24 protein-coding genes are annotated in these 21,891 nt (G+C 65.4%); 11 read left to right on the plus strand and 13 right to left on the minus strand.

Annotated elements, in window-relative coordinates; genetic code table 11:
• Positions 1–67: 67 nt before the first annotated feature.
• Positions 68–1,912, plus strand: a complete 1,845-nt coding sequence (locus ACSFC7_RS04195; protein WP_436347905.1) for a helicase C-terminal domain-containing protein — start codon at positions 68–70, stop codon at positions 1,910–1,912.
• A gap of 286 nt (positions 1,913–2,198) precedes the next feature.
• On the opposite strand, the gene ACSFC7_RS04200 is transcribed toward ACSFC7_RS04195, so the two are convergent.
• From ACSFC7_RS04200 to ACSFC7_RS04210, 3 genes are read right to left on the minus strand one after another with little or no spacing between them, the layout of a single operon-like run.
• Positions 2,199–3,410 carry a class I SAM-dependent methyltransferase gene (locus ACSFC7_RS04200; protein ID WP_436346505.1) on the minus strand — a complete coding sequence of 404 codons (1,212 nt, stop codon included), beginning with the start codon at positions 3,408–3,410 and terminating at the stop codon, positions 2,199–2,201.
• Complete coding sequence (locus ACSFC7_RS04205; protein WP_436346506.1) at positions 3,403–4,542, minus strand: 60S ribosomal export protein NMD3; 1,140 nt, start codon at positions 4,540–4,542, stop codon at positions 3,403–3,405. The genes ACSFC7_RS04200 and ACSFC7_RS04205 overlap by 8 nt, the downstream gene beginning before the upstream one ends.
• Positions 4,543–4,595: 53 nt before the next feature.
• The gene (locus ACSFC7_RS04210; protein WP_436346507.1) at positions 4,596–6,227 is read right to left on the minus strand and encodes an outer membrane protein assembly factor BamB family protein; all 1,632 of its coding nucleotides are present in this window, start codon (positions 6,225–6,227) and stop codon (positions 4,596–4,598) included.
• A 399-nt stretch (positions 6,228–6,626) separates the two neighbouring features.
• Here ACSFC7_RS04210 and htpX point away from each other — a divergent pair, with 399 nt between their 5' ends.
• The 4 genes from htpX to pspAB all read left to right on the plus strand — a co-directional run bounded on the left by htpX (position 6,627) and on the right by pspAB (position 9,111).
• Positions 6,627–7,508, plus strand: coding sequence for a zinc metalloprotease HtpX (gene htpX, locus ACSFC7_RS04215; RefSeq protein ID WP_436346508.1), 882 nt, complete (start codon positions 6,627–6,629; stop codon positions 7,506–7,508).
• A gap of 143 nt (positions 7,509–7,651) precedes the next feature.
• On the plus strand, positions 7,652–7,789 hold the full coding sequence (locus ACSFC7_RS04220; RefSeq protein WP_436346509.1) for a hypothetical protein: 138 nt from the start codon (positions 7,652–7,654) through the stop codon (positions 7,787–7,789).
• Between the two features lie 87 nt (positions 7,790–7,876).
• Positions 7,877–8,434 carry a metal-dependent hydrolase gene (locus tag ACSFC7_RS04225; RefSeq protein WP_436346510.1) on the plus strand — a complete coding sequence of 186 codons (558 nt, stop codon included), beginning with the start codon at positions 7,877–7,879 and terminating at the stop codon, positions 8,432–8,434.
• A gap of 71 nt (positions 8,435–8,505) precedes the next feature.
• Positions 8,506–9,111, plus strand: coding sequence for a PspA-associated protein PspAB (gene pspAB / locus ACSFC7_RS04230; RefSeq protein ID WP_436347906.1), 606 nt, complete (start codon positions 8,506–8,508; stop codon positions 9,109–9,111).
• A 186-nt stretch (positions 9,112–9,297) separates the two neighbouring features.
• Here the strand turns inward: pspAB and ACSFC7_RS04235 are convergent, their stop codons facing one another.
• Complete coding sequence (locus tag ACSFC7_RS04235) at positions 9,298–9,453, minus strand: hypothetical protein (protein ID WP_436346511.1); 156 nt, start codon at positions 9,451–9,453, stop codon at positions 9,298–9,300.
• Between the two features lie 29 nt (positions 9,454–9,482).
• On the opposite strand from ACSFC7_RS04235, the gene ACSFC7_RS04240 reads away from it, so the two are divergent.
• Together ACSFC7_RS04240 and radA are read left to right on the plus strand one after the other, a co-directional pair.
• The gene (locus tag ACSFC7_RS04240; RefSeq protein WP_436346512.1) at positions 9,483–10,673 is read left to right on the plus strand and encodes an outer membrane protein assembly factor BamB family protein; all 1,191 of its coding nucleotides are present in this window, start codon (positions 9,483–9,485) and stop codon (positions 10,671–10,673) included.
• A 188-nt stretch (positions 10,674–10,861) separates the two neighbouring features.
• Entirely contained in the window at positions 10,862–11,893 is a 1,032-nt protein-coding gene (radA, locus tag ACSFC7_RS04245) for a DNA repair and recombination protein RadA (protein WP_436346513.1), read from the plus strand.
• 13 nt (positions 11,894–11,906) lie between these two features.
• Here radA and ACSFC7_RS04250 read toward each other — a convergent pair whose 3' ends face one another.
• From ACSFC7_RS04250 to ACSFC7_RS04280, 7 genes are all read right to left on the minus strand, one after another.
• Positions 11,907–12,197, minus strand: a complete 291-nt coding sequence (locus ACSFC7_RS04250) for a HalOD1 output domain-containing protein (protein WP_436346514.1) — start codon at positions 12,195–12,197, stop codon at positions 11,907–11,909.
• A gap of 234 nt (positions 12,198–12,431) precedes the next feature.
• On the minus strand, positions 12,432–12,851 hold the full coding sequence (gene sufU / locus ACSFC7_RS04255) for a Fe-S cluster assembly sulfur transfer protein SufU (RefSeq protein ID WP_436346515.1): 420 nt from the start codon (positions 12,849–12,851) through the stop codon (positions 12,432–12,434).
• A gap of 201 nt (positions 12,852–13,052) precedes the next feature.
• A complete protein-coding gene (locus ACSFC7_RS04260; protein ID WP_436346516.1) occupies positions 13,053–13,301 on the minus strand; it encodes a hypothetical protein in 249 nt (82 codons plus the stop codon).
• Between the two features lie 138 nt (positions 13,302–13,439).
• On the minus strand, positions 13,440–14,078 hold the full coding sequence (locus tag ACSFC7_RS04265; RefSeq protein ID WP_436346517.1) for an HD domain-containing protein: 639 nt from the start codon (positions 14,076–14,078) through the stop codon (positions 13,440–13,442).
• A 240-nt stretch (positions 14,079–14,318) separates the two neighbouring features.
• Positions 14,319–14,774 (minus strand): arsenic resistance N-acetyltransferase ArsN2, encoded by a 456-nt coding sequence (arsN2, locus tag ACSFC7_RS04270; protein WP_436346518.1) that lies wholly within the window; start codon positions 14,772–14,774, stop codon positions 14,319–14,321.
• Positions 14,775–14,996: 222 nt separating this feature from the next.
• On the minus strand, positions 14,997–15,419 hold the full coding sequence (locus ACSFC7_RS04275) for a hypothetical protein (RefSeq protein ID WP_436346519.1): 423 nt from the start codon (positions 15,417–15,419) through the stop codon (positions 14,997–14,999).
• Between the two features lie 195 nt (positions 15,420–15,614).
• Positions 15,615–16,859 carry an aminotransferase class V-fold PLP-dependent enzyme gene (locus ACSFC7_RS04280; protein WP_436346520.1) on the minus strand — a complete coding sequence of 415 codons (1,245 nt, stop codon included), beginning with the start codon at positions 16,857–16,859 and terminating at the stop codon, positions 15,615–15,617.
• A 444-nt stretch (positions 16,860–17,303) separates the two neighbouring features.
• Between ACSFC7_RS04280 and ACSFC7_RS04285 the strand changes: the two genes are divergently transcribed.
• Both ACSFC7_RS04285 and ACSFC7_RS04290 read left to right on the plus strand, forming a co-directional pair.
• The gene (locus ACSFC7_RS04285; RefSeq protein WP_436346521.1) at positions 17,304–18,284 is read left to right on the plus strand and encodes an ABC transporter ATP-binding protein; all 981 of its coding nucleotides are present in this window, start codon (positions 17,304–17,306) and stop codon (positions 18,282–18,284) included.
• Complete coding sequence (locus ACSFC7_RS04290) at positions 18,281–19,156, plus strand: ABC transporter permease subunit (protein WP_436346522.1); 876 nt, start codon at positions 18,281–18,283, stop codon at positions 19,154–19,156. The genes ACSFC7_RS04285 and ACSFC7_RS04290 overlap by 4 nt, the downstream gene beginning before the upstream one ends.
• A gap of 17 nt (positions 19,157–19,173) precedes the next feature.
• Here ACSFC7_RS04290 and ACSFC7_RS04295 read toward each other — a convergent pair whose 3' ends face one another.
• Together ACSFC7_RS04295 and ACSFC7_RS04300 are read right to left on the minus strand one after the other, a co-directional pair.
• Entirely contained in the window at positions 19,174–19,464 is a 291-nt protein-coding gene (locus ACSFC7_RS04295) for a DUF424 domain-containing protein (protein ID WP_436346523.1), read from the minus strand.
• Positions 19,465–19,467: 3 nt separating this feature from the next.
• Entirely contained in the window at positions 19,468–20,352 is an 885-nt protein-coding gene (locus tag ACSFC7_RS04300; protein ID WP_436346524.1) for a tetratricopeptide repeat protein, read from the minus strand.
• Between the two features lie 165 nt (positions 20,353–20,517).
• On the opposite strand from ACSFC7_RS04300, the gene ACSFC7_RS04305 reads away from it, so the two are divergent.
• Positions 20,518–21,054: a hypothetical protein gene (locus tag ACSFC7_RS04305; RefSeq protein WP_436346525.1), complete on the plus strand. Its 537-nt coding sequence runs from the start codon at positions 20,518–20,520 to the stop codon at positions 21,052–21,054.
• A gap of 61 nt (positions 21,055–21,115) precedes the next feature.
• Positions 21,116–21,730: an RNA 2',3'-cyclic phosphodiesterase gene (gene thpR, locus ACSFC7_RS04310; protein WP_436346526.1), complete on the plus strand. Its 615-nt coding sequence runs from the start codon at positions 21,116–21,118 to the stop codon at positions 21,728–21,730.
• Positions 21,731–21,891: the final 161 nt, after the last annotated feature.

A 21,891-nucleotide genomic window follows, 5' to 3' on the forward strand; every position in this document is an offset into this window, starting at 1 on the left:
CGTTCGGGATCTCATCGCGAGCGACGGTTCGCAGCCTTTAGGACGCGGCCGCCCCGTGAGTCGAACGGTGAATCCCGAGCGGATCTTCGAGGAGTTTCCCGCGCCGAGCTACCGCGGGGCCCAGGAGCAAGCCCTCCGAGACATTCGCGACGCGTTCGCGGCCGGCAACGACGTCGTGTTGGTGCGCGCGCCGACGGGCAGCGGGAAGTCCCTGCTCGCGCGGGCCGTCGCCGGCTGCGCTCGCCGGATCGACGACGGCGATCCCAGCGACGCGACGGGCGCCTACTACACGACGCCGCAGGTCTCGCAGCTAGACGACGTCGCGGCCGACGACCTGTTGTCGGACCTGAACGTCATTCGCGGGAAGTCCAACTACAGCTGCATCCTTCCCGACGAACGAAACACGCCGGTCAATCAGGCGCCCTGCGTTCGCGAACGGGGGTACGACTGCTCCGTCAAACACCGCTGTCCGTACTTCTCCGACCGAGCGATCGCCTCCAACCGGGAAATCGCGGCGATGACGCTCGCCTACTTCATGCAAACGGCCGGTAGCGAGGTGTTTCGCGCGCGAGACGTCGTGGTCGTCGACGAAGCCCACGGCCTCGCCCAGTGGGCCGAGATGTACGCGACTATCCAACTGGGACCGCGGACCGTTCCGTTCTGGGACGACCTCCGCGTCCCCGAGGTCGACTCCCTCGACCGCGCCGTGCGCTACGCGGAGAACCTCGCACAGATCTGCGGCCGCCGGAAGGACGACCTGCTCGCCCAGGACTCCCTGTCGCCGGCCGAAGTGCGCGAGCGCGACCGCCTCCAGGAACTCATCGGCGAACTCGACTGGTTCGTCTCGGACTACCGCGACCCGGAGAGTCCGACGACGTGGTTAGTCGATCAGTCCGAGCCCTCGAGCGCTCGCGTCGAGAGCCGCGACGATGACGACGACCCCGCGGGCGGTCCCCTCACGATCAAGCCGATGAGCCCGGAGAAGTACCTCAAACACACCGTCTGGGACCGCGGCAATAAGTTCGCGCTGCTGTCGGCGACGATCCTCAACAAGGAGGCCTTCTGCCGGCAGGTCGGGCTGACCCCCGACAACGTCGCACTGGTCGACGTCGAACACACGTTCCCGGTCGAAAACCGGCCGCTGTACGACGTCACGCAGGGGAAGATGACCTACGAGCACCGATCGGAGACGACGCCGAAGATCGCCCGGACGATCGTTCGGCTCATGCAACACCACCCCGACGAGAAGGGTCTGGTCCACGCCCACTCCTACGACATTCAGGAGCGACTCGCCGACCTGTTCGACGATTTCGGCGTCGGCGACCGCGTCCGGACCCACGACCGCGACGGTCGCGACGCCGCCCTGGACGGCTGGAAAGCGAGCGACGACCCCGACGTCTTCCTCTCGGTGAAGATGGAGGAGGCGCTCGACCTCAAGGGCGATCTCTGTCGCTGGCAGGTCCTCTGTAAGGCGCCGTTCCTCAACACGGGCGACTCTCGCGTCGCCCACCGACTCGAGGAGGGCCAGTGGGCCTGGTACTACCGCACCGCGTTGCGAACCGTCATCCAGGGCTGTGGACGGGTCGTCCGCGCACCCGACGACTACGGGGCGACGTACCTGGCGGACTCGAGTCTCCTCGATCTGTTCGAACGCGCACGCACGGACATGCCCGACTGGTTCGAAGAACAGGTCGATCGGCTGTCGGAACCCGATTTACCGGAGTTCCAGCCGCGGGCGGCGCTCGCCGACACCGATGGCGCTGTCGGCGGTCGTAACGGGACGTCGGGAACGAGTTCGAACGATACGTCGAGGGCGGACGAACGCACCCGAACCCGGTCGCGTTCGCGACGGTCGGGTCGCTCCTCTTCTTCCTCGAGTCCGCTGGCCGACGTCTGGGATACGGACGGCTAGAAAGTCCATCGCTCGAGAACTGATTTTACGTCGAATCGCACTCCTGACGCCGAGCGTTTTCTCGAGCGGGTGAGAGACGAACGCGATGCACTCAGAGCGCGGCGAGTGCGCCCCACGCGATCATCGAGGTGATCATGAGGAACGCGAAGCCGAGCGCGATGAACTGGTTCTTGTCCATACCTGACGTGACACACTGCGAGCGCATGAATGTCACGACCGTTCGATTCCGACGGTTGGCGACCGAGACGCCTCGCCGCCTGCGTGCGAAACGCGTACGAAAGCGGCGCTATTCGAACCGCGCGTCGACGACGACGTGATCGACGCCGGCGCTGTGACTCTTGACGCGCCGTTTCTCGAGTACTTCGAGCTCTCGACAGGACGCTTCACCGGCGGCCTCGAGTCGTTCTATCGGGCGGTCCCAGAGCCGCGCCTCAGGCGTCGCTTCGTGGTAGTGGACGACGCCGCCGGGGACCAGTGCCTCGAGGGCGGTCGGGAGGAACTCGTGCGCCTCGCCGGTTCGCGTGCCGTGGTCGTCGCCATCCGTCTCAGTGACTGCCGCGTCGGAACTCCCGTAGTACCCCATCACGACCCGATCGGCGTCGATCTCGCCCGCGAGGTCCCGACAGTCGGTCATGTAGGCGTCGACTCGGTCGCCGACGTCGTTCAACACGGCGTTCTCAAGCAGGTACCGAAAGGCGGTCGGGTTGATCTCCGTCGCCGTCACCCGCGCCCCGGCGCGGGCCATCGGGAGCGTGAAGTAGCCGATGCCGGCGAACATGTCGAAGACGCGCTCGTCGTCGAGATCTAGAGCACCCATTCGGGCGCGCTCGGCCTGATTTCCCGGCGAGAACATCACCCTCGCGGGATCGAGTCCGTACCGGGTCCCGTGCTCGGTGTGGATCGTCTCGGTATCCGCTTCGCCCGCCAGCAGGCGCGTCCGCGGTTCGCGGTGGGTGCCCGCTTCGCCGTCGTTCGCGATACCCTCGTCGGCCAGCACGCTGCCCGCCTCGCCGTGGAGTTCGAGCAGCGCCTCGCCGAGGGCTTCCTCGTCGGGACACCCCTCAGGAACCGTCACGAGAATCACCGACCCGATCACGGCCCACGAGCCCGGCACCGACTCGAGCTCCGCGTCGCTCCAGCCGCGGTCGGCGAGCAGGTCCTCGAGGTCCGGATTCCGGCGCTCGGGCTCGAGTTGGCGGACGACCTCGAGCACGCTGGTCTCCGCCGGCGGCTCGGTAACGGGGAGTGCGACCGTGTTGGGCCCGTCCTCGCGCTCACGGGTCGTTTCACCCACCGTTCTATTCGAGGGCTTCGTTCCGCTTCGCCCTCGCTCTTCTCGAACGCGCCTCGAGTCGTCGTAGACGCCCTCCGCCCGAAGCGACTCGATGGCGGTTTCGGTGCGTGATTTTTCGACGACGGCGGCGAGGGGTGCGTCGGCTCGCGCCCGCTCGAGGACGTCTTCGGGTGTCGGCTCCGCCGGCGCTTCCTCGTCACTCATCGTCGTCGGGAAGGATGTGCAGTCCGGCGCGACTCTTCAGCACGGGCACGGTCTCCGCGTCGGGATCGAAGTAGTCCGGTCGGGAGACGGTCTTCGCCTGATAGGTCTCGGGGTCGAGCACCTGCACGGCGTTCTCGTCCTCGACGGTGACGACCGTGGCTTCGACGGCGTCCTCGAGGGCACCGAGTCTGCGCGCGTCGGGGGAGTTGCCCTCCTCGTAGCCCGCTTCGTAGCGCTCGCCGGTCGTCGCACGGATGCCCTTGAGGTTGCCTCGAGCGCTGCGGACGATCACCGGGCCGCCGTCGTCGTCGACGAGATCGATGACCTCGCCGGGTCTGTACGGCGGCAGTCGGACGGCGAAGGTCACCCGATACACCTCGTTGCCGTCGGAGTCCTCGGTGACGAGCGTTTCGGCGTCGTTGACGGTGCCGCCGAACTCCTCGATCATCTTGTTCGAGACCTTCTTCCCGATCTTGTTGGTCGAGACCTTGATGTTCAGGCCGTCGTCGGTCTCGGTCGTCTCCGTGACGAAGGCGTTGCGGTCGCCCGTCGACTCCATGTCGGCGACGATCTGATTCGCGATCGCCTTCGCTCGCTCGATCTCCTCGGTCGTCGGCGTTCGCTCCTCGGCGCGAATCTGGACGATGCTGGCGTAGTAGTCGCCGGCGATGCGCCCGCAGCGAGTACACGTCTGGCGGGCGATTCTGACCGGGACCGTCACCTGCTCCTCGACCGGGGTTCCGCGCACGACGCCCGTGAAGTAACAGTGCATCCGGATCGTGTTCGGGTCGATCTGCTCGGGTTCGACCTGCCAGGCGACGTCCTCGACGTCGACGTGGACGGCGAGCGCCTCGCTGACCTCCTCGATGGCGACGTCGGTGTAATCCTGTGCGCCGACGTCTACCCATCGGTTCCCGCGGTGGACGGCACCGCAGGTGGCGCAGACGCGAACGTCGATCCGTTCCGGCACGTCCACGAAGTCGAAATCGTCGAAGTAACAGGCGTCACAGAGCTCTACCTCCGCACCCGGCCGAAGCGGATCCGCGGCTTCGGTCTCGCCGTCCGCGTCGCTCGCCGACCGCTCGGGTACCGGATCCCCACAGCGGGGACAGAACGCGCGCGACTCACTCATTGTTCCCGATTGGGGGCTGACGGAGTTAAACGACGCGCTCTCGGTTCCGCTCGCTACGCGTCCTCGTCTCCGCCCCGGCGTCGGAGCCACTCGAGCGTGAGCGCACCGCCGGCGATCCCGGCCCCCGCGGTGAATCCGGGCGTCCCGTCCTCGCCGTCGTCTCCCTCGTCACCGTCGGGTTCGCCGTTCGGTCCGTCGGCCGCGTCTTCGGGACCGTCCGCGCTCCCCTCGGACGGGTCGTCCGTTCCGTTCCCGCCGTCCGACCCGTCCGCACCGCTTCCGTCGTCGGAGCCGTCCGTTTCGTTTCCGCCGTCTCCGCCGTTCCCGTCGGCGCCGTCCGGCGACTCGTCGCCTCCCGTCTCGCCGTCATCACCGGACTCTCCGCCCCCATCTCCCGACTCTCCGCCGTCGTCGCCCGACTCGCCGTCGTCTGCGGGGTCCTCGTCGCCGTCGTCGTCCGACCCGTCTTCGGACCCGTCCGTTTCGGATCGGATCGCGATCAGCGTCTCGCCGCTGGCGTAGAGCGTCCCGTCGGCCATCGCGAGGGTCGGTCGCTCGTCGGTTTCGATCGCCCACTCGGTTTCGCCGTTCTCGTCGAAGGCGTAGACGCCGGTCGCCGGTTCGGGCATCTCCTCCGCGTAGGCCTCCCCGTTGACCGTGACGCCCGCGTAGACCAACTTGTCGCTGACGACCGCGGACGAGACGTGATACATGTTGTACTCCGTTTCCCAGTCTCTCTCACCGGTCTCCCGATCGAATCCCCGCAGATCGTGCATCGTCCGGGCGAAGAACCGCTCGTCGGTGATCGATCCGGGCGTGACCGGTGCCGGTTCGCTTCTCGTGCGTTTCACGCCGGTTTCCGCGTCGTAGAGTGTCGTGTAGCCGCTCTCCCACACCGCCCCCGGTTCCGAGTCCACGCTCCCGACGGCGACGACGTCGTCGGTCGCGACGGGATGGCTAACCTGCCTGTCGTTGGGCGCCGTGAAGTGACTGTACTCGTCGTCGCCCGTCGGGTCGTCGTCGGTCCAGCGCTCGGTTCCGTCCTCGAGTTCGCGCGCGAACAGCCGCGACTCGCTGACGGCGAACACCGCGCCGTCGCCGACCGCGACCGGCTGTTCGTACAGCGTCCCGTCGGCGGGGTCGAACTGCCACCGGATCTCGTACTCGCGAGCGTCGACGGCGTAGAGGACCCCGCCCGCGACGGTGAAGACGAGCCCCTCCGCGACGACGGGCGAGGGGATCGCCTCGTCGTAGCCGAGGTCGGCCTGACAACAGATCTCGCCGTCGAGTTCGATCCGCGTCAGCCGTTCGCCGCCGACGTACACCGCCTCGTCCGTCACCGCGGGCGTCCCTATCGCGCCGATATCGTGTGTCTGCCACGCGAGCGTCCCGTCGTCGGCGTCAAGCGCGTGGACCTCGCCGCCGGTCGTCAGATAGACGGTACCGTCGGCGACCGCGGCCGGGCCACCGCGGTCGTACTCCCACGCGACGGTGACCGGTGGCTCCGGCCCGCTCGAGGCGACCGGGTTGTTCCCCGGGTTTCCGCCCAGCGACGACCAGCCGTCGGCTTCTCCGACCGGCGCCGATTCGTCGTCCTGAGCGGCCGCGACGCCAGTCGTGAGCGCTCCACCTGCGATCGCGAGTCCGGTGTACTGCAGGACTCGTCGTCTGTCGTATTCGACCATGTGTTCGGTCGTCGGACACTCGAGTCATTAGCTATCGAGTGGATAATACCGTCCCCGTCCGCGAACTGACGGCTGCAACCGTTTGCACAGTGACAACTGTCGGCGTCAGCGACCGAAACCGGCGTCGCCGACCCCGGTACGCGTCGCCGACGAATTCCCGCTCCGACTGGTTGCATATTCTACGCGAAACGGAGGGGTGTCGCCTTCGTCGCCGTTCGAGAACCCCGTCAGACGCGAGTCAGACGTCGACCGGATCCCGGCGCGTCAGACGTGGCGGCGTCTCGAGGTTTCCATGCGAAACGAAGGGGTCGGGACTCCGTTCGGAAATGTAACATTAATTATCTGCCTCCGTCGGTTGCGTTGGTGACACTTATTCGTGCGGACCCCTTCGTTCCACGTATGAACTGGCAGGCTGACTGGGGATTGCGGTTCCGAATGTTCCTGACGATGTTCCTGCTCTTCGCACTGTACATCGTCTTCGCAGGAGTGATCACTGCGTACATGGGCGGGGGACTACTCGTCTTCGCGTTCCTGTTCGGCGGGATGTCGCTGGGCCAGTACTACTTCAGCGATACGCTCACCCTCCGAAGTATGGGTGCGAAGACGGTCTCGGCTGACGAGTACCCGCAACTGCACGCGTCGATCGAACGCCTCTCCCAGCAGGCCGACCTCCCGAAACCGAAAGTCGCGGTGATGGACTCGAACGTGCCCAACGCCTTCGCGACCGGGCGCAACCAGAAGAACGCCGCCGTCGCGGTGACGACGGGGCTCATGCGAACGCTCGATCAGGACGAACTCGACGGCGTCATCGCGCACGAACTCGCCCACGTGAAGAACCGGGATATGATGGTGATGACGTTCGCCTCGCTGCTCGCGACGATCGCGTTTATGGTGGTCCGCTGGGGGGCCTTCTTCGGCGGCGGGCAGAGTCGCGGCCGCGGTGGCGGCGGAATTCTGGTCGCCATCCTCGTCTCCCTGCTCGTCTGGATCATCAGCTACATCCTCATTCGCGCGCTCTCGCGCTACCGCGAGTACTCGGCCGACCGCGGGGCGGCCGCTATCACCGGCAACCCCTCCGCGCTCGCCTCCGCGCTCATGAAAATCTCCGGCCAGATGGACAAGGTCCCGAAAGAGGATATGCGCGAGGAGGCCGAGATGAACGCGTTCTTCATCATCCCGATCAAGTCCGGCATCGTCGGCCGACTGTTTAGCACGCACCCGCCGACGGAGCGACGGATCGAGCAGCTGCGCGAACTCGAGCGCGAGATGGCCGCGTTCTAGACCACTCTCGAGCGGATCCCGATCGAGTACGTCAAGCCGGGGTCGTCCGGTTCTCGTTCGGCCGATCGGTACTGACGATTTCAACTACCACAAACGGCGTTACCTAACGGGTAGGGACACGAGATGGGCGCGTACCGTGCGATATGTCCGATTGGCAACGACGGTTGATCTTGGCTACCGGTGCAGCACTCACGGTCGGGAGCGTCTTCGCCTCGAGCGTCGCCCCCTCGCTCGAGTGGCTTCGCCGCCGAGCGCTCGGCGAGGAACGGACCGGGGAGTGAGCGGAGACTCGCCCGATCGATCTATCCGCCCCCTCGCTCGAGGGCATTCGGGCGATTACTTATGTGGCTCGATGGGGGGCAGCCGATATGGTCGAACCGATTGGACACGTCGCGACGGCGTTGTTGTTCGCAGTGCCGGCCTGGTTCCTGTGGGGTCGCCGTCCCTCGGTCACGTTCGCCGCGCTGACGCAGGCGACGGCAACGCTCCCCGACGTCGATATCTATCTCCAGGAGTACTCCACACATCCGTTGCTCCAGCACCACGGCATCACGCACACGGTCCCGTTCGTACTGGTCGTGGGCGTCGTCTTCGGCATCGTCGCCGCGTACCTGTTGACCCCGAGCCTGAACGCCGCACGGCTGATTCACAGCGACTCGATCACGCGGTCAACGACGTTCCTGTTCACGACGGCCGCGTTCTGGGCCGGCGGCCTCAGTCACATCGTAGTCGATCTGCTCTCCGCCGCGCCGGACGCGGCGATCGCCCCGTTCTGGCCGCTGTATCACGGCGATGTAATCCTCAATATCGTCGCGTACGACTCGACGCCGGTGAACCTCGGATTGATCGCCACGGCCGTCGTGCTCCACGTCGGACTGTATCGGGCCGAACGGTATCCGTACGAGACGCGGTGGGGAATCAACTAACGATACGGGTCGAACCCCGGACGCTGCGGTCAACCAGAATCCTTCTAAGGAATTGGACGCTTTAGATGAGCATGGGACTGCTGGACGGACTTCGCGCCGTCCTCGGATTGCGCGCCGAGGCCGACGCCAGACGCGACGCCGACCCCGACGACCTCTTCGGGATGAGCACCGCCTACCTCACGATGGAAGCCGACCTCGGCTACGACTCGCTCGACGTCGGTGCGCTCTGTTTCTCCGGCGTCGACTCGAGTAGCTTTCGCGACGCCGTCGACGAGGTCGAAGCGATCCTCGAGGCCGGCCGCGAGGACACCGGCACCGAGTTCGCGGTCACCAGCGACGACCACGGCTACCACTGGGTCGTCCTCGAGGACTCCAATCCCGAGGACCTGATCACGAGCATGCACTTCGCCGCGGACACGTTCATCGAACACGACTACGGCTCGCGGCTGCTGGCGGCGATTTTCGGGTACGAGAACCGTGACGGCCCCGCCTACTGGATCTACTCCTTCCGCCGCGGCCGGTTCTACCCGTTCGCGCCTCGCTCCGGACGGGAACGCGACTCGAGCGTGGAGTTCAAACTCGAGGCGTCGCTCGACGGCGAACTCGAGATCGAACGCGAGAAGGAGTACTGGTACCCGCTGTGGCCGAGTTCGGGCGGAACGCACCCGTGGGAGTGAGACGAGCGGGTTCGTTCGATCGGAGCCGACGAGCGGCGCGAGCTTCGATACCAAATACTGTTGGCACCACCGATATTAGCCTTCCACCCGTCCGTCGATATACGGCAGGAACCTACCGCCACATCATCACCAACTGCGCCATACACCAGTTGTTGCCCCATTTCCTGCCGCGCCTTTTACGACCGCTCAGCCGTGGCTCGGTCCGAGCGACGATAGAACGCCGAGCAGCACGCCGACAGGGCCGGGCAGTGCACAGACGGTCCAATCCCGCTCGATCCAGCCGGAGGAGTCGCTCCTCGAGTCCTCGCGTACACCCTGCCCGTCGATCGCTGTCGCATCCATTATGTCGGACCGCTCGGTAGAGCCAGCCAGTGAGCCACTGGAACCAGTTCAAGGGAGACCCGCGACGCTCCGGGCTTCGACGCGACCTCGAGGGACCGAATCGCGTGACCGAGGCCTGGGCGGTCGACCTCGTCGGCCCGGTCGGATCGCCGGTACTCGACCGCGACACCGTCTTCGTCGGGACGAGTCACGGGAACTGCTACGCCCTCGAGCGCGAGAGCGGCCGCGAACGCTGGACGTTCGAGACGACGGCGGCGACCGACGCCGCGCCGGTCGTCACCCGCGAGTTGCTGTATCTCGGCGCCGGCGACGCCGTTTACGCGCTCGATCCCGCGACCGGCGAACGGGTCTGGACGTCGGAACTGCCGGGCGCGCTCGAGTCGTCGCTGGCGCTCGCCGACGATTATCTGTACGCCGGGCACGCCGCGGGCGTGTCGGCGCTCGAGGTCGAGTCCGGCGAGGTCGTCTGGACCCACGAGACCGACGCGGCGGTCGTCGGCGCACCGGCGATCGACAGCGCGCAGGACCGAGACGGTCAGCGGGGCTGGGGACGACACTCGAACGAAGCGGCGGAACCGGATCTGTTGTCGCTCGAGGACGCGCGCATGGAGGACGACGCACAGCCCCACGACCAGGACCGCGTCTACGTCGGCACCGCCGACGAGACGGTGCTCGCGCTCGAGGCCGAAACGGGCGAGGTGCTCTGGAACGCGCCGACCGACGGCGCGATCGTCGACGGGCCGACGGTCGTCGACGAGCGAGTGTACGTCGCCGACGAGAGCGGCACGCTCGTCGCGTTGCACGCCGACAGCGGCCAGTCGTGGTTCACCTACCAGATTCGGGACTCGTTTACGTCGTCCCCGACGGTGCTTCCCGAAACCGACTCGACGTTCGTCGGCGCGTCGGACGGCTACCTCCACGTCACCGACACGACCTTCGGTCGGCGCAAACTCCGCGGCTGGCTCTTCGCGAAGAAAGGCGTCGCGCTCGACGGCGCGGTCCGCTCGAGTCCCGTCGTCGCCGGCGAAATCTGCTGCGTCGGCGACTCGACCGGCTCGCTGTACGGCGTCGACCTCGGCGACGACTGCAACCTCTGCTGGCACTTCGGCCTCGAGGGCGCGGTCACGAGCACGCCCGCACTCGCCGGGAACCGGCTGTTCGTCGGCGGCGGCGATCGGCTCTACTGCCTCGAGTGGGACCCCGACGAACGGATGCCGTGATCGCGGCCGGACACTCTCTCGCTCGAGTCGTTCGACTCTCTTCCGTCCGTCCGGCTTCCCCCCATCCAGTTCGCCTTTTCGGATAACTCTGTTGCCGTGATAGCTTCCCATCCCGATGCCGCCCGGCACTTTCACTTTCACTCTCCTGTTAACGAGGGTTTATGAGGGGTCCGGCACAAGCACGGAGTATGCCAGAAGCAGATCTCGAGACGCTCCCCGGCGTCGGACCGGCAACCGCAGACAAGCTCAGCGAAGCTGGATTCGAGTCCTTCCAGAGCCTCGCCGTCGCATCACCCTCCGAACTCTCGAACACGGCCGACGTCGGCGAGTCCACGGCCGCGGACATCGTTCGCGCCGCTCGTGACGCAGCCGACATCGGTGGCTTCGAGACCGGGACTACCGTCCTGGAACGACGAAACGAAATCGGCAAACTGAGCTGGCACATCGACGAGGTCGACGACCTGCTCGGTGGCGGCATCGAAACCCAGTCGATCACCGAAGTATACGGTGAGTTCGGCTCCGGGAAGTCCCAGGTCACCCACCAGATGTCCGTCAACGTCCAGCTTCCCAAGGAGGTCGGCGGTCTCCACGGCAGCGCGATCTTCGTGGACTCCGAGGACACGTTCCGACCCGAGCGGATCGACGACATGGTCCGCGGACTGCCGGACGACGTGATCAACGCGACGCTCGAGGACCGAGAGATCGAAGGCTCGGCCGCCGACGAGGGCGCCGTCGACGAACTCATCGACGACATTCTCGACAAGATCCACGTCGCGAAGGCGTTCAACTCCAACCACCAGATGCTGCTGGCCGAGAAGGCCAAGGAACTGGCCAGCGAGCACGAGGATTCGGAGTACCCCGTCCGCCTGCTGGCGGTCGACTCCCTGACCGCACACTTCCGCGCGGAGTACGTCGGTCGTGGCCAACTCGCGGACCGACAGCAGAAACTCAACAAGCACCTGCACGACCTCGACAAGGTCGGTAACCTCTACAACGCCGCTGTGATCGTCACGAACCAGGTTGCCTCGAACCCCGACTCGTTCTTCGGCGACCCGACCCAGCCGATCGGTGGGAACATCCTCGGCCACAAGTCCACGTTCCGAATCTACCTCCGCAAGTCCAAGGGCGACAAGCGGATCGTCCGACTGGTCGACGCACCGAACCTCGCCGACGGCGAAGGTGTTATGCGCGTCCAGGACGGCGGTCTGAAACCCGAATAACGCAGTACGTCGCTTAGAACTCGGATGTCTTTTCTGCCGTTTCGAGCGAGACGGCGACCGTCGCTTCGGTCGAAACCTCGACGGTGACCTTGTATCCCGCGTAGACGAAGGTGGCGCGGCCGGCCCGCGGGTGGCCCCCTCGCGTCGGTGCGAACAGGTCGTCTAACGCCTCGGGATCGATTACGTCCCACAGCGGCGGGAGCGTCAGCGGATCACAGTCCTCGGCCTCGCTCACGGCGTCGACGATCGTTTCGGTAACGGAGGGGGACGCAGGTCGGTCTTCGGACAGTGAGTGGACAATCATCGAAATCCGTACGGCGTGTGGTAGTAAATAGCTACCTGTGATTCGTAACTCGTTGGAGAATTCGAAATACTGACAGGCTACGGATGCATCTGGGGGTGATCAGTCGTCGTCGACCGGCAACAATCGTCGCGACACGGATCGGCGTCCGAACGGAGCGGAAACCGCATCGCTGTCCGTGTCGAGTACGGTACAAACGCCGCGTCCGACCGAACGCCGACGCTCGGGACCGCGTCCTCAGTCCTCGGTCGTCGTCTTCTCGACGTCGAGTTCGCCCTGATAGATCTCCGCGCCGTCCTGTGCGACTTTCTCCGCGAGGACCGCACACTTGACTCGCATCGGCGAGATATCGACGCCGAGCATGTCGATCACGTCGTCGCGGTCCATCTCGATCAGTTCCTTGAGGGATTTCCCGTGTAGTTCCTTCGAGAGCATGCTCGCGGAGGCCTGACTGATCGCACAGCCGTCGCCGGAGAACGCCACTCGTTCGATCGTCTCTTCGTCGTCACCGAGCTTGACGTCCATCCGGATCTCGTCACCGCACATCGGGTTCTCCCCGATGTGTGTGAACGTCGGATCCTCGAGTTCCCCGTAGTTACGGGGGTTCTTGTAGTGGTCGAGGATCTGCTGTCTGTACATATCCGAGCCCAGTCCCATTGTTGTGTCCGAATAGACGCGAGAGTTGTAAAAGGGTTCCGGGGCTGCGTACGCCGTTGCTGGCAAACGCGGCTAACGGGACTCGAGGCGGCAAAAATACGCTCTCGTCCGGATCGCGTGCGGTTTTCCCGTAACGGGCGGTCGCGAGGAGGGGCGAGTCCACGCGATTGACGCGTATCGAACGGTTGGTGGTCGGTGCCGCTACGTCGAGCCCTGATCGATCGGCGGGTTCCGGTAGCAGGCATCGACGATCACGACCACGCCGACGAACGCGGCGACGAGCATCGCCTCTACGAGCGACACGCTCGAGATGGTCGCTACGACCAGTGCAACCGCGAACGCAACCGGGATACTTCCCAGCAGGAGATCGTACCGGTTGGCCGCGGCGAGAACACCGATCAGGGTCTCGAACGGGTCCCGTTCGGGACGGCCGATCGTTTTCTCGTACATCGTTCTCACCTCGGCGCCGCCTAGTACGACCGGCGGTCAGAAAAAACCCGCGGTGAGTTTGTTGTTTCTGGTCGTCGGTTCGGACATGAGCGGGAGTCGCTGGGGTTTCGAGCCAGTTTCGCTCCTGATCGCCGTCCCTTATCGCTCGCCGCCGAGTTCCGCGTCGAACTGCGCGACGTACTCGCGAACGAACGCCGCGCGCTCGTCGGCGATCCGGCTACCGACGGTGGTGTACATGCGCTCGGGGAGGTCGAGAATCTTCTTGTGGAGATGGTTGTACTGGGTCCTGCCGTCGGGCGTCTCGTCGTCGGCGATCGGCGCCTCGGGATCGTAAATCGGCGATCCGACCTCGCCGCCGTAGGCGAACACGCGAGCGATCCCGAGCGCACCGAGTGCGTCGAGGTTGTCCGCGTCGGAGACGAGTTTCGCCTCGAGCGTCTCGGGTTCGATCGCGTTCGAGTACCGGTGGGCGCGAACGCAGTGCTGGACGCGCTCAGTCGTCTCCGCGCCCGCACCGATCTCCTCGAGAATCCGACCCGCTTCCCGTGCCCCCCAGGTCGCGTGGTCGTCGATCTCGCCCCGATCTTCTCGCTGGCGGCCGATATCGTGGAGGAGGACGGCGAGGCTCACGACGCGGCCGTCGATCGACGCCGACTGCGGGTGGCGGTCGACCAGCGTCTCCGCGAGCGTCTCGACCCGCTGAACGTGGTGCCAGTCGTGGGCCGGCGGAGCGTCCTCGAAGTACGGGCGGGCGCGGCTTCGGACTGTCTCGAGCATGCCGCTCGTGTTTCGACGACGCGGGGATAAACGTACAGATCTCGAGCGGTTGCGTGGCCGCCTCCAGCCGCTATAGTAACAACTGAAACGATTCACACACTGATCGCACAGCCGTCGTGCGATCAGGTGTGCATTGACTTTCAGTGGCTACTATAGATTCGGAGTGAACACGCGCCGCCTCGGCGACTACTCGAGCGGTTCGGCTCGTCGACCGGGACCGCACGCCTTCTATCGATTTCGTCAGCACTGGTCCGAGAGGTGTTTTCGCATACACGTGGCTGACGCGGGACAGAGGGCGTCGAACTCGGCAGTCTCTCGTATCGCGGCCGGCGCGTCGGTCCGCTCGAGTTCCGCATAGCCGCGGTCCGCGAAGAAGTCGGCGGCGGTCGTCGTGAGCAGGTACAGCGTCTCGACGCCGTCGGCTCGAGTTCGCCGTTCCAGCGCGTCGCAGAGCGCCGTTCCGAACCCGTTCCCGCGCGCCGACTGCTCGACGACGACCGACCGGAGGAGCCCGTCGGTTCCGTAGCGTTCGAGTCCCCCGACACTGACCCGTTCGTCTCCGTCGTAGCCGATGTAGAACTGCGCGGGTCCGGTCCGAACGTCCGCCGAGGGCAAACCGTTCGCTTCCAGCAGGGTTTCGACGTACGAGCGTTCGCGCTCGTCGGCCCGTCGGAGCGTGAGTGTCGCGCCGCTCATACCCGTCTCCACGATGTAACGGGACTAATAGCTTCGGCGGAGCCACGTGTGGCCGTTCGCGATAGAGATTCCAGGTGTGAACGTGATCGTCCTCGAGTGTGATACTGACGAGGCGGCTTCGATCTCCGCTGACCGCCGCTCTCGACGCAATCTCCGCCGAACAGTCGCTCAGGTCTCTCGTTAGCCAACAGTCGCTCAGGTCTCTCGTTAGCCAACAGTCGCTCAGTCTCGAGCGTTCGCCGACCCGACTACTGCCGGCCGGACGATGTGCCGAGCCACGGATGTGAGTGCAACGCTCCACATAAAGACGACGCTGAATTGAGTGAACGTCGAGAGGTGTTCTCTCGGGAATACCAACCACACGAGCGCAGTACCGACGGCGATGCTCGCGAGAGCGACGATCGTCATGGTTCCGTCGCTACGGTTCGATCCGATCTGGGCTCCCTCTAGCAGGAGCGTCACCGTAACGCCGGAGATCACTCCGGTACCGACGGCGACCGCTATCGCTTCGACCGAGACGATTTCTCGAGCGGACGGCGGCAGTAGCAGTATCGGTGTCAGTACGATGGCGTACAGCAGTTCCTGCAGCGCGCTCGCCTGCTCGTTCGAGCCGTGATAGATGTCGCCGAGTGATAATTTCCCCATTACAGACCATCAATCTCGTTGCCATATAATGATACGTATGGACGGATAGTTCGACTCCGTTCATCGCCGAGTGTGTTCGACGCGTTCGCCTACGCGAACAGCTGGTACCTGGCGAGACGCTCTGCGTGTCGCCGGCTTTCGCTCGCTCACTCGCGAAAACATCGTCGAGGCCCTCTTCTCGCTATCAGTGTTCGCTCACGCGAACAGCTGACGCGCATCGTCGAGGGCAGCGACCAACTTGTCGACCTCCTCCCGCGTATTGTAGACGTAGAACGACGCTCGAGTCGACGCCGGCACGCCCAACTTGTCGTGCAGCGGCTGCGTACAGTGGTCGCCGGCTCGGACTGCGACCGTGTGGTCGTTCATAATCGAGGCGAGGTCGTGGGCGTGAACGCCGTCGATGTTGAAGCTGACGAGGCCGCCGCGGTCGGGGCCGCCCTCGGGACCGTAGATCTCGACGTCGCCTTCCGCCTCGAGTTGGTCGTAGGCGTAGGCGGCGAGCTCCTCCTCGTGGACCCGAATTCGTTCCATGCCGATGTTCTCGAGCCAGTCCACCGCCGCGTGGAGCCCGACGGCTTCGGCGATGGGCGGCGTGCCGGGTTCGAACTTCCAGGGGAGGTCGCCCCAGGTCGAGTCCTCGAAGGTGACCTTGCGGATCATGCCGCCGCCGTAGAGGTAGGGCTGTAGCTCCTCGAGCAACTCCTGCTTCCCGTAGAGGACGCCGATACCGGTCGGGCCGGCCATCTTGTGCCCCGAGAAGGCGTAGAAGTCGGCGTCGATCTCTCCGACGTCGACGGGGCGGTTGGGGACGGCCTGAGCGCCGTCGATGAAGGAGAGGGCGCCGTGCTCGTGGGCGAGGTCGGTCAGTTCGGAGACGGGGTTGACCGTTCCCAGGGTGTTCGAGACGTGGACGGCGGAGACGATGGCGGCGTCGTCGTCGATCAGTTCGCGGGCGTGATCCATGTCGAGACGGCCGGTGTCGTCGACGCGGATGTACTCGACGTCGGCGCCCGTCCGGTGGGCGATCTGTTGCCAGGTGACCAGCGAGGCGTGGTGTTCCATCTCCGTGAGGACGACCCTGTCGCCGGGTCCGAGTTCGTTCAGCCCCCAGGAGTAGGCGATCAGGTTCTCCCCTTCGGTCGTGTTCTTGGTGAAGATGACCTCCTCGCGGCCGTCAGCGTTGATGAACTCCGCGACGCGGTCGTGGGCCTCCTCGTAGAGGATCGAGGCCTCCTGACTGAGGTGGTGGATCCCCCGGTGGACGTTGGAGTTGGACTCGCGGTAGTAGTCGCTCATCGCGTCGACGACCGCGTCGGGGGTCTGGGTCGTCGCCGCGTTGTCGAGATAGACGACCTGCTGGTCGTCGAACTCCCGCTCGAGGATGGGAAACTCCTCGCGGATGGCCTCGATGTCGAGCGCCTCGAGATTCTGTTGACTCATTGAATACTAGCACGAACCCCAGACAAAACACTCCTTCGGTCTGCGGGCGTTCGTGCGGTTTGAACCCGGACCGTACGACCCTGGCGCGTCCGATCTAGCCCGTTCGACGCCGGAGATGGGACCGGCGGATAGCGGGATATACGAAGCGAGTACGGAATCGATAGACGAACGGAGGTGCCGACGAAAACGCGAGGGGGGAGCAGGACGGACGGGTTGGTGGGTGGGTGCCTCGGCAGGGCGATGTGATCGCCTCGTCCACTATCGGTGCCCCGCCAGTAACTGTGTTCCTTGGCGACCGACATATCGGTATCTCCAAACCATTTTGGTACCCCGAGACCGGCGACGGGGATGACTGATCCGGTAGCGTCGTCCCGTGGCGTCGAATATTCGGACTCTGAAACTGCCCCGTCAATTATATACTCGTTCTGTGTGACCTCCAACAAAATGGCTGCGATCGAAACGGTAGGGCTGACGAAGACGTACGGTGAGCTTACCGCCGTCGACGAACTCGATCTCACGATCGAGAACGGAGAGGTGTTCGGATTTCTCGGGCCGAACGGCGCGGGCAAGTCGACGACGATCAACATGTTGCTCGATTTCACTCGCCCGAGCGCGGGGTCGGCGACGGTGCTCGGCTACGACGCCCAGACCGAGGCCGACGCGATCAGTCCCCGCGTCGGCGTCCTCCCGGAGGGGTTCGACATCTATCCGCGCCTCTCGGGCCGCCGGCACATCGAGTTCGCGATCGAAACCAAGGACGCCGCCGACGATCCCGATGCCGTCCTCGAGCGAGTGGGGCTCTCGGCCGACGACGCCGCGCGGCCGGCCGGCGACTACTCCAAGGGGATGCGCCAGCGACTCGCGACCGGGATGGCGCTGGTGGGCGATCCCGATCTGCTCATCATGGACGAACCCTCGAGCGGCCTCGATCCCCACGGCATCCGCGAGATGCAGGACCTCGTCCGTTCGGAGGCCGAACGGGGGACGACCGTCTTCTTCTCGAGTCACATCCTGGAACACGTCGAGGCCGTCTGTGACCGGATCGGCGTGTTGAACGAGGGGGAACTCGTCGCCGTCGACACCATCGAGGGGCTTCGGGAGTCGGTCGGCGACGGCGGGACGTTGGAACTGACGCTCGCCGACGCTGCCGGCGACTACCGTGAGGCCGTCGGCGCCGTCAGCGGGATCGCCGACGTCACCGCGTCCGGCCGCACGCTCGAGTGCTCGATCACCGATCCGGCGGCGAAGGCGGGCGCCGTGATCGCGCTCGATCAGGCGGGGACGACGGTTCGGGATATGCGGATCGAGGACGTCTCGCTCGAGTCGCTGTTCACGACACTGACGAACGGCGGCGGCGAAAGCGAGGGTCGAACCACCGACGAAACGACGCGTCCCGCGGCCGCGAAACCGGAGGTGGCCGAATGACCTCGCACATCGCGACCGTCGCGAGAAAGGACTTCGAAGATGCCGGCCGCTCGAAGCTGCTCTGGGCGCTGATCGGCCTACTCGTCGGCCTCGTCACCGTCGGCTACGTCGCGATCTGGTACACGGTCGACGACGTCACGGCGGGTGAGGTGCTCGGCTTCATCGCGCTCCCGCTCCAGACGATCATCCCGATCGCCGCGCTCATCGTCGGCTACATGGCCGTCGTCGGGGAGCGCCGTTCGGGCAGCATCAAACTCCTGCTCGGCTTGCCGCCCAACCGGACCGACGTCGTCTTCGGGAAACTGCTCGGACGGATGGCCGTCGTCGCGACGGCCGTCTCCCTCGCGTTTCTCGTCGCCCTCGTCCTAGGCGCGGTGCTGTTCGGTTCGGTCCCGTTCGTCGACTGGCTCGCGTTCGGTGCCATCTCGATACTGTTCGGCGTTTCGTTCGCCGGCCTGGCCGTCGGCGTCTCCGCCGGCGTCTCCACGCGGGGCAAGTCGATGGCGATCGTCGTCGGGATCTACATGCTCGTCCTCGCGCTGTGGGAACTCGTCACGGCCGGCCCGTACTACCTCATCTACGGCGAGGGGCCGCCGGTCGAAGCCGAGACGTGGTATCTGTTCGTCGACCAGTTCAACCCGATCACCACCTACACCACGCTGGTGGGCAACGTCGTCGAGGGGGAGGTCTTCCCCTTCATGTTCCAGTACGGACTCGAGGACTTCCAGGCGGCCGGGATGACGCCGGCCGAACGGTACCCGGGTGACGCGCCGTTCTACCTGCAGGACTGGTTCGGCGCCGTCGCCCTGCTGTGCTGGCTGGTCGTGCCCGTCGCGATCGGTTACTATCGGTTCCGGAAGACGGACCTGTAGCCCGTTTCGGCCGGCGGCTACATCCGCAGCAACTGTGCGTGCAGCGTCGATCCGACCTCGAGGACGTTCGCCTCGTCGACGAACCCCTCCTCGATGGCGAGTTCGACGGCCTCTCGGCCCACGATGTTGGCGACGTCCGCTCGGGCGAGGCTGTCGACGACGACGGCCTCGTCGACCCCGTCGCCGCCGTAGAACTCTTCGGTGACGGTCAGCGAGATGTCGTCGGTCTCGAAGGTCTCACCGAGGACGTCCTCGTCGCAGACGGCGACCAACAACCCTTCCGGCGTCTTCCGTTCGTTGACGATCATTCGTTACTCGAGCCGCCACTCCTCGTCGTCTCGCTCGGACGCGCGGCCGGGATCGGTGATGTCGGCTCCGTCTTTGCGACCCTGCTGCCCCGGTCGCCCGTCCGGAACGCCCGCCGAATCGGGCGTGTGGCCCTGGGTCTCCCTGCGTTCGTCGACCATCTCCTGTTCGGCGCGCTCGAGCATCTCGTTGGCCTCCTCGGCGATCTCCTCGGCCTCGTCGTACTCGCCCAGATCCTCGAGGATTTCGGCCTTTTCCTCGAGCACCTTGGCGTTGCGAAGGCCCAGTCGGATCGCGTTGTCGATACAGTGGAGCGCCTCCTCGGCCAGCCCGCGCTCCGAGAGGAAGAAGGCGCGGTTGAACCAGCCCTCGGCGAATCGCTCGTCGACCTCGACGGCGCGTTCGGCGTGTTCTAAGGCCTGTGCCGTCTCGCCGAACTCCCAGAGCGCGTAGGCGAGGTTCGTTTCGGCGGTCGCGGCGTGCTCGCTGTCCTCGTCGATCCGGAGCGCCTCGCGGTGGGCGCCGATGGCCTCGTCGTACTCCTCGAGTTCGGCGTGGGCGACGCCCTTGTTCACCCAGGCCTCCTGTGTCGTGCGGTCGTCGTCGGCGAACTGGGCGGCCCGCTCGAAGGCGTCGGTCGCCTGCTCGTAGCGGTTGATCTGCATGTAGTTCAGCCCGACGTCGAGCAACTCGTCCGCGTCGACGTCGTCGCTGCCGATGTTGTGTTTATCGAGCGTGTCGGTCACGACCCGCGAGTCGACGGGATCGACCTTCGAGGGGTCGACGCCCAGCTCCGGCGGGTCCAGATCGAACTCGTCGTAGGCGTCACTGAAGCCCTCGCCCTCGGAGAACCGGTGATCGCGGTCGCGGTCGCCCTCTCGGTCAGTCATTGACGTAGATGTGGCGGCGACGACTGTTAAGGGCTGCGACCTCGCCCGGGTGCGCACCGCTCGAACCCTGCCGTGATCGGGTTCTGCTCGATCTCCCCGTCACTCGATTTCACTCACCGCAAACGGGAAAATTTACAACGTTGACGTTTGTTATCGACTATCTATATGTCCTCACAACCACCGACGTCTCCGCCCGCGCCCGCCGCTACCGACGCTGCGGATGGACGAGAGACGGCCAGCTACTCCCGGCGCGCGTTCGTCGCCGCTGGCGGCATCGCCGGGATCGTGTCGCTGGCGGGCTGTTCGACGCTTACGAACCTCGTCAGTGACGCCGTTCTGGACGACGTGATCGTCCTCAACGGGACGGAGGAGCCGATCAGCGGAACGGTCGACATCGTCGACCCGAACGGCGACACCGTGCTCGAGGGAACGTTCGATCTGGAGGCGACGGACGGTGACGACGATCGCGACGTCACCGAGGATCTCGATTCGCAGACCCAGTTCGACGATATCTGGACCGACGCGGGTGAGTACGCGGCCAGCGTCGAACTCGACGACGACCTCGAGGGGACCTCGAGCGGCGCCGACACGGTGACGATCGAGGACCCCGACGAGGAGCATCTCGCGATCGGCATCGGCGACGCGGAACTGGCGGGCGTGATCGGCTTTCGCGTCTTCGAGGACGTCGACGAACTCGAGTAATCCGTTCGGCGGTCCGTCTCCCGCCCCATCGTTCAATAGCGTCCCGGTCTACCATCCGTCCATGCGCCTCTTCGTCAGCGTCGACCTGCCCGACGACCTCGCGGAACCGGTGGCCGACCTGCAGGCCGAGTTCGCCGACGCGAGCGGCCTCAATTTCACCGACCCCGAACAGGCACACATCACGATGAAGTTCCTCGGTGATGTTCGAAAGAGCGGAGCTCTTTCGAGCCAATCAGAATCGCAAAGCGATTCTGATGACGTGGACGAGGATCGGCTTCCGGCCCTCGAGCGCGAACTCGAGGCCGCCGTGGACGACGCCGACGTCGACCCCGTTACCGCCCGATTCGGCGGGCTGGGCGTGTTCCCGAGTCTCGACTACATCAGCGTCGTCTGGCTCGGCGTCGAACGGGGTGGCGAGGAACTGACCCGACTCCACGAGGCCATCGAGGAACGGACGACGGCGATGGGGTTCGAGCCGGAGTCTCACGAGTTCACGCCTCACGTTACGCTCGCGCGGATGGAACACGCGGGCGGAAAGGACCTCGTACAAGATCTGGTTCGCGAACACGACCCGACGATCGGCGAGATGCGCGTCGACGAGGTTCGACTGACCGAGAGCACGCTCACCGACGAGGGACCGGTGTACTCGACCGTCGAGTCGTTCTCTCTCGAGTAGCCGGCAGTCGGATCGATTTTGGCTCGAAGGTACGAGTCACGGCGTTCCCTCGACGCGTCGCGTATCGACGCCCTACGCGCTGCTAGGCCGTTCGTACCCGATTCGGGTGAACAATGCAGGACTCGCTCTCATAACACCGACCGGTGTAGCGATTCGTAGAC

Origin of the sequence: Natronorubrum halobium (assembly GCF_051351675.1) — an archaeon.
Taxonomy (GTDB): Archaea; Halobacteriota; Halobacteria; order Halobacteriales; family Natrialbaceae; genus Natronorubrum.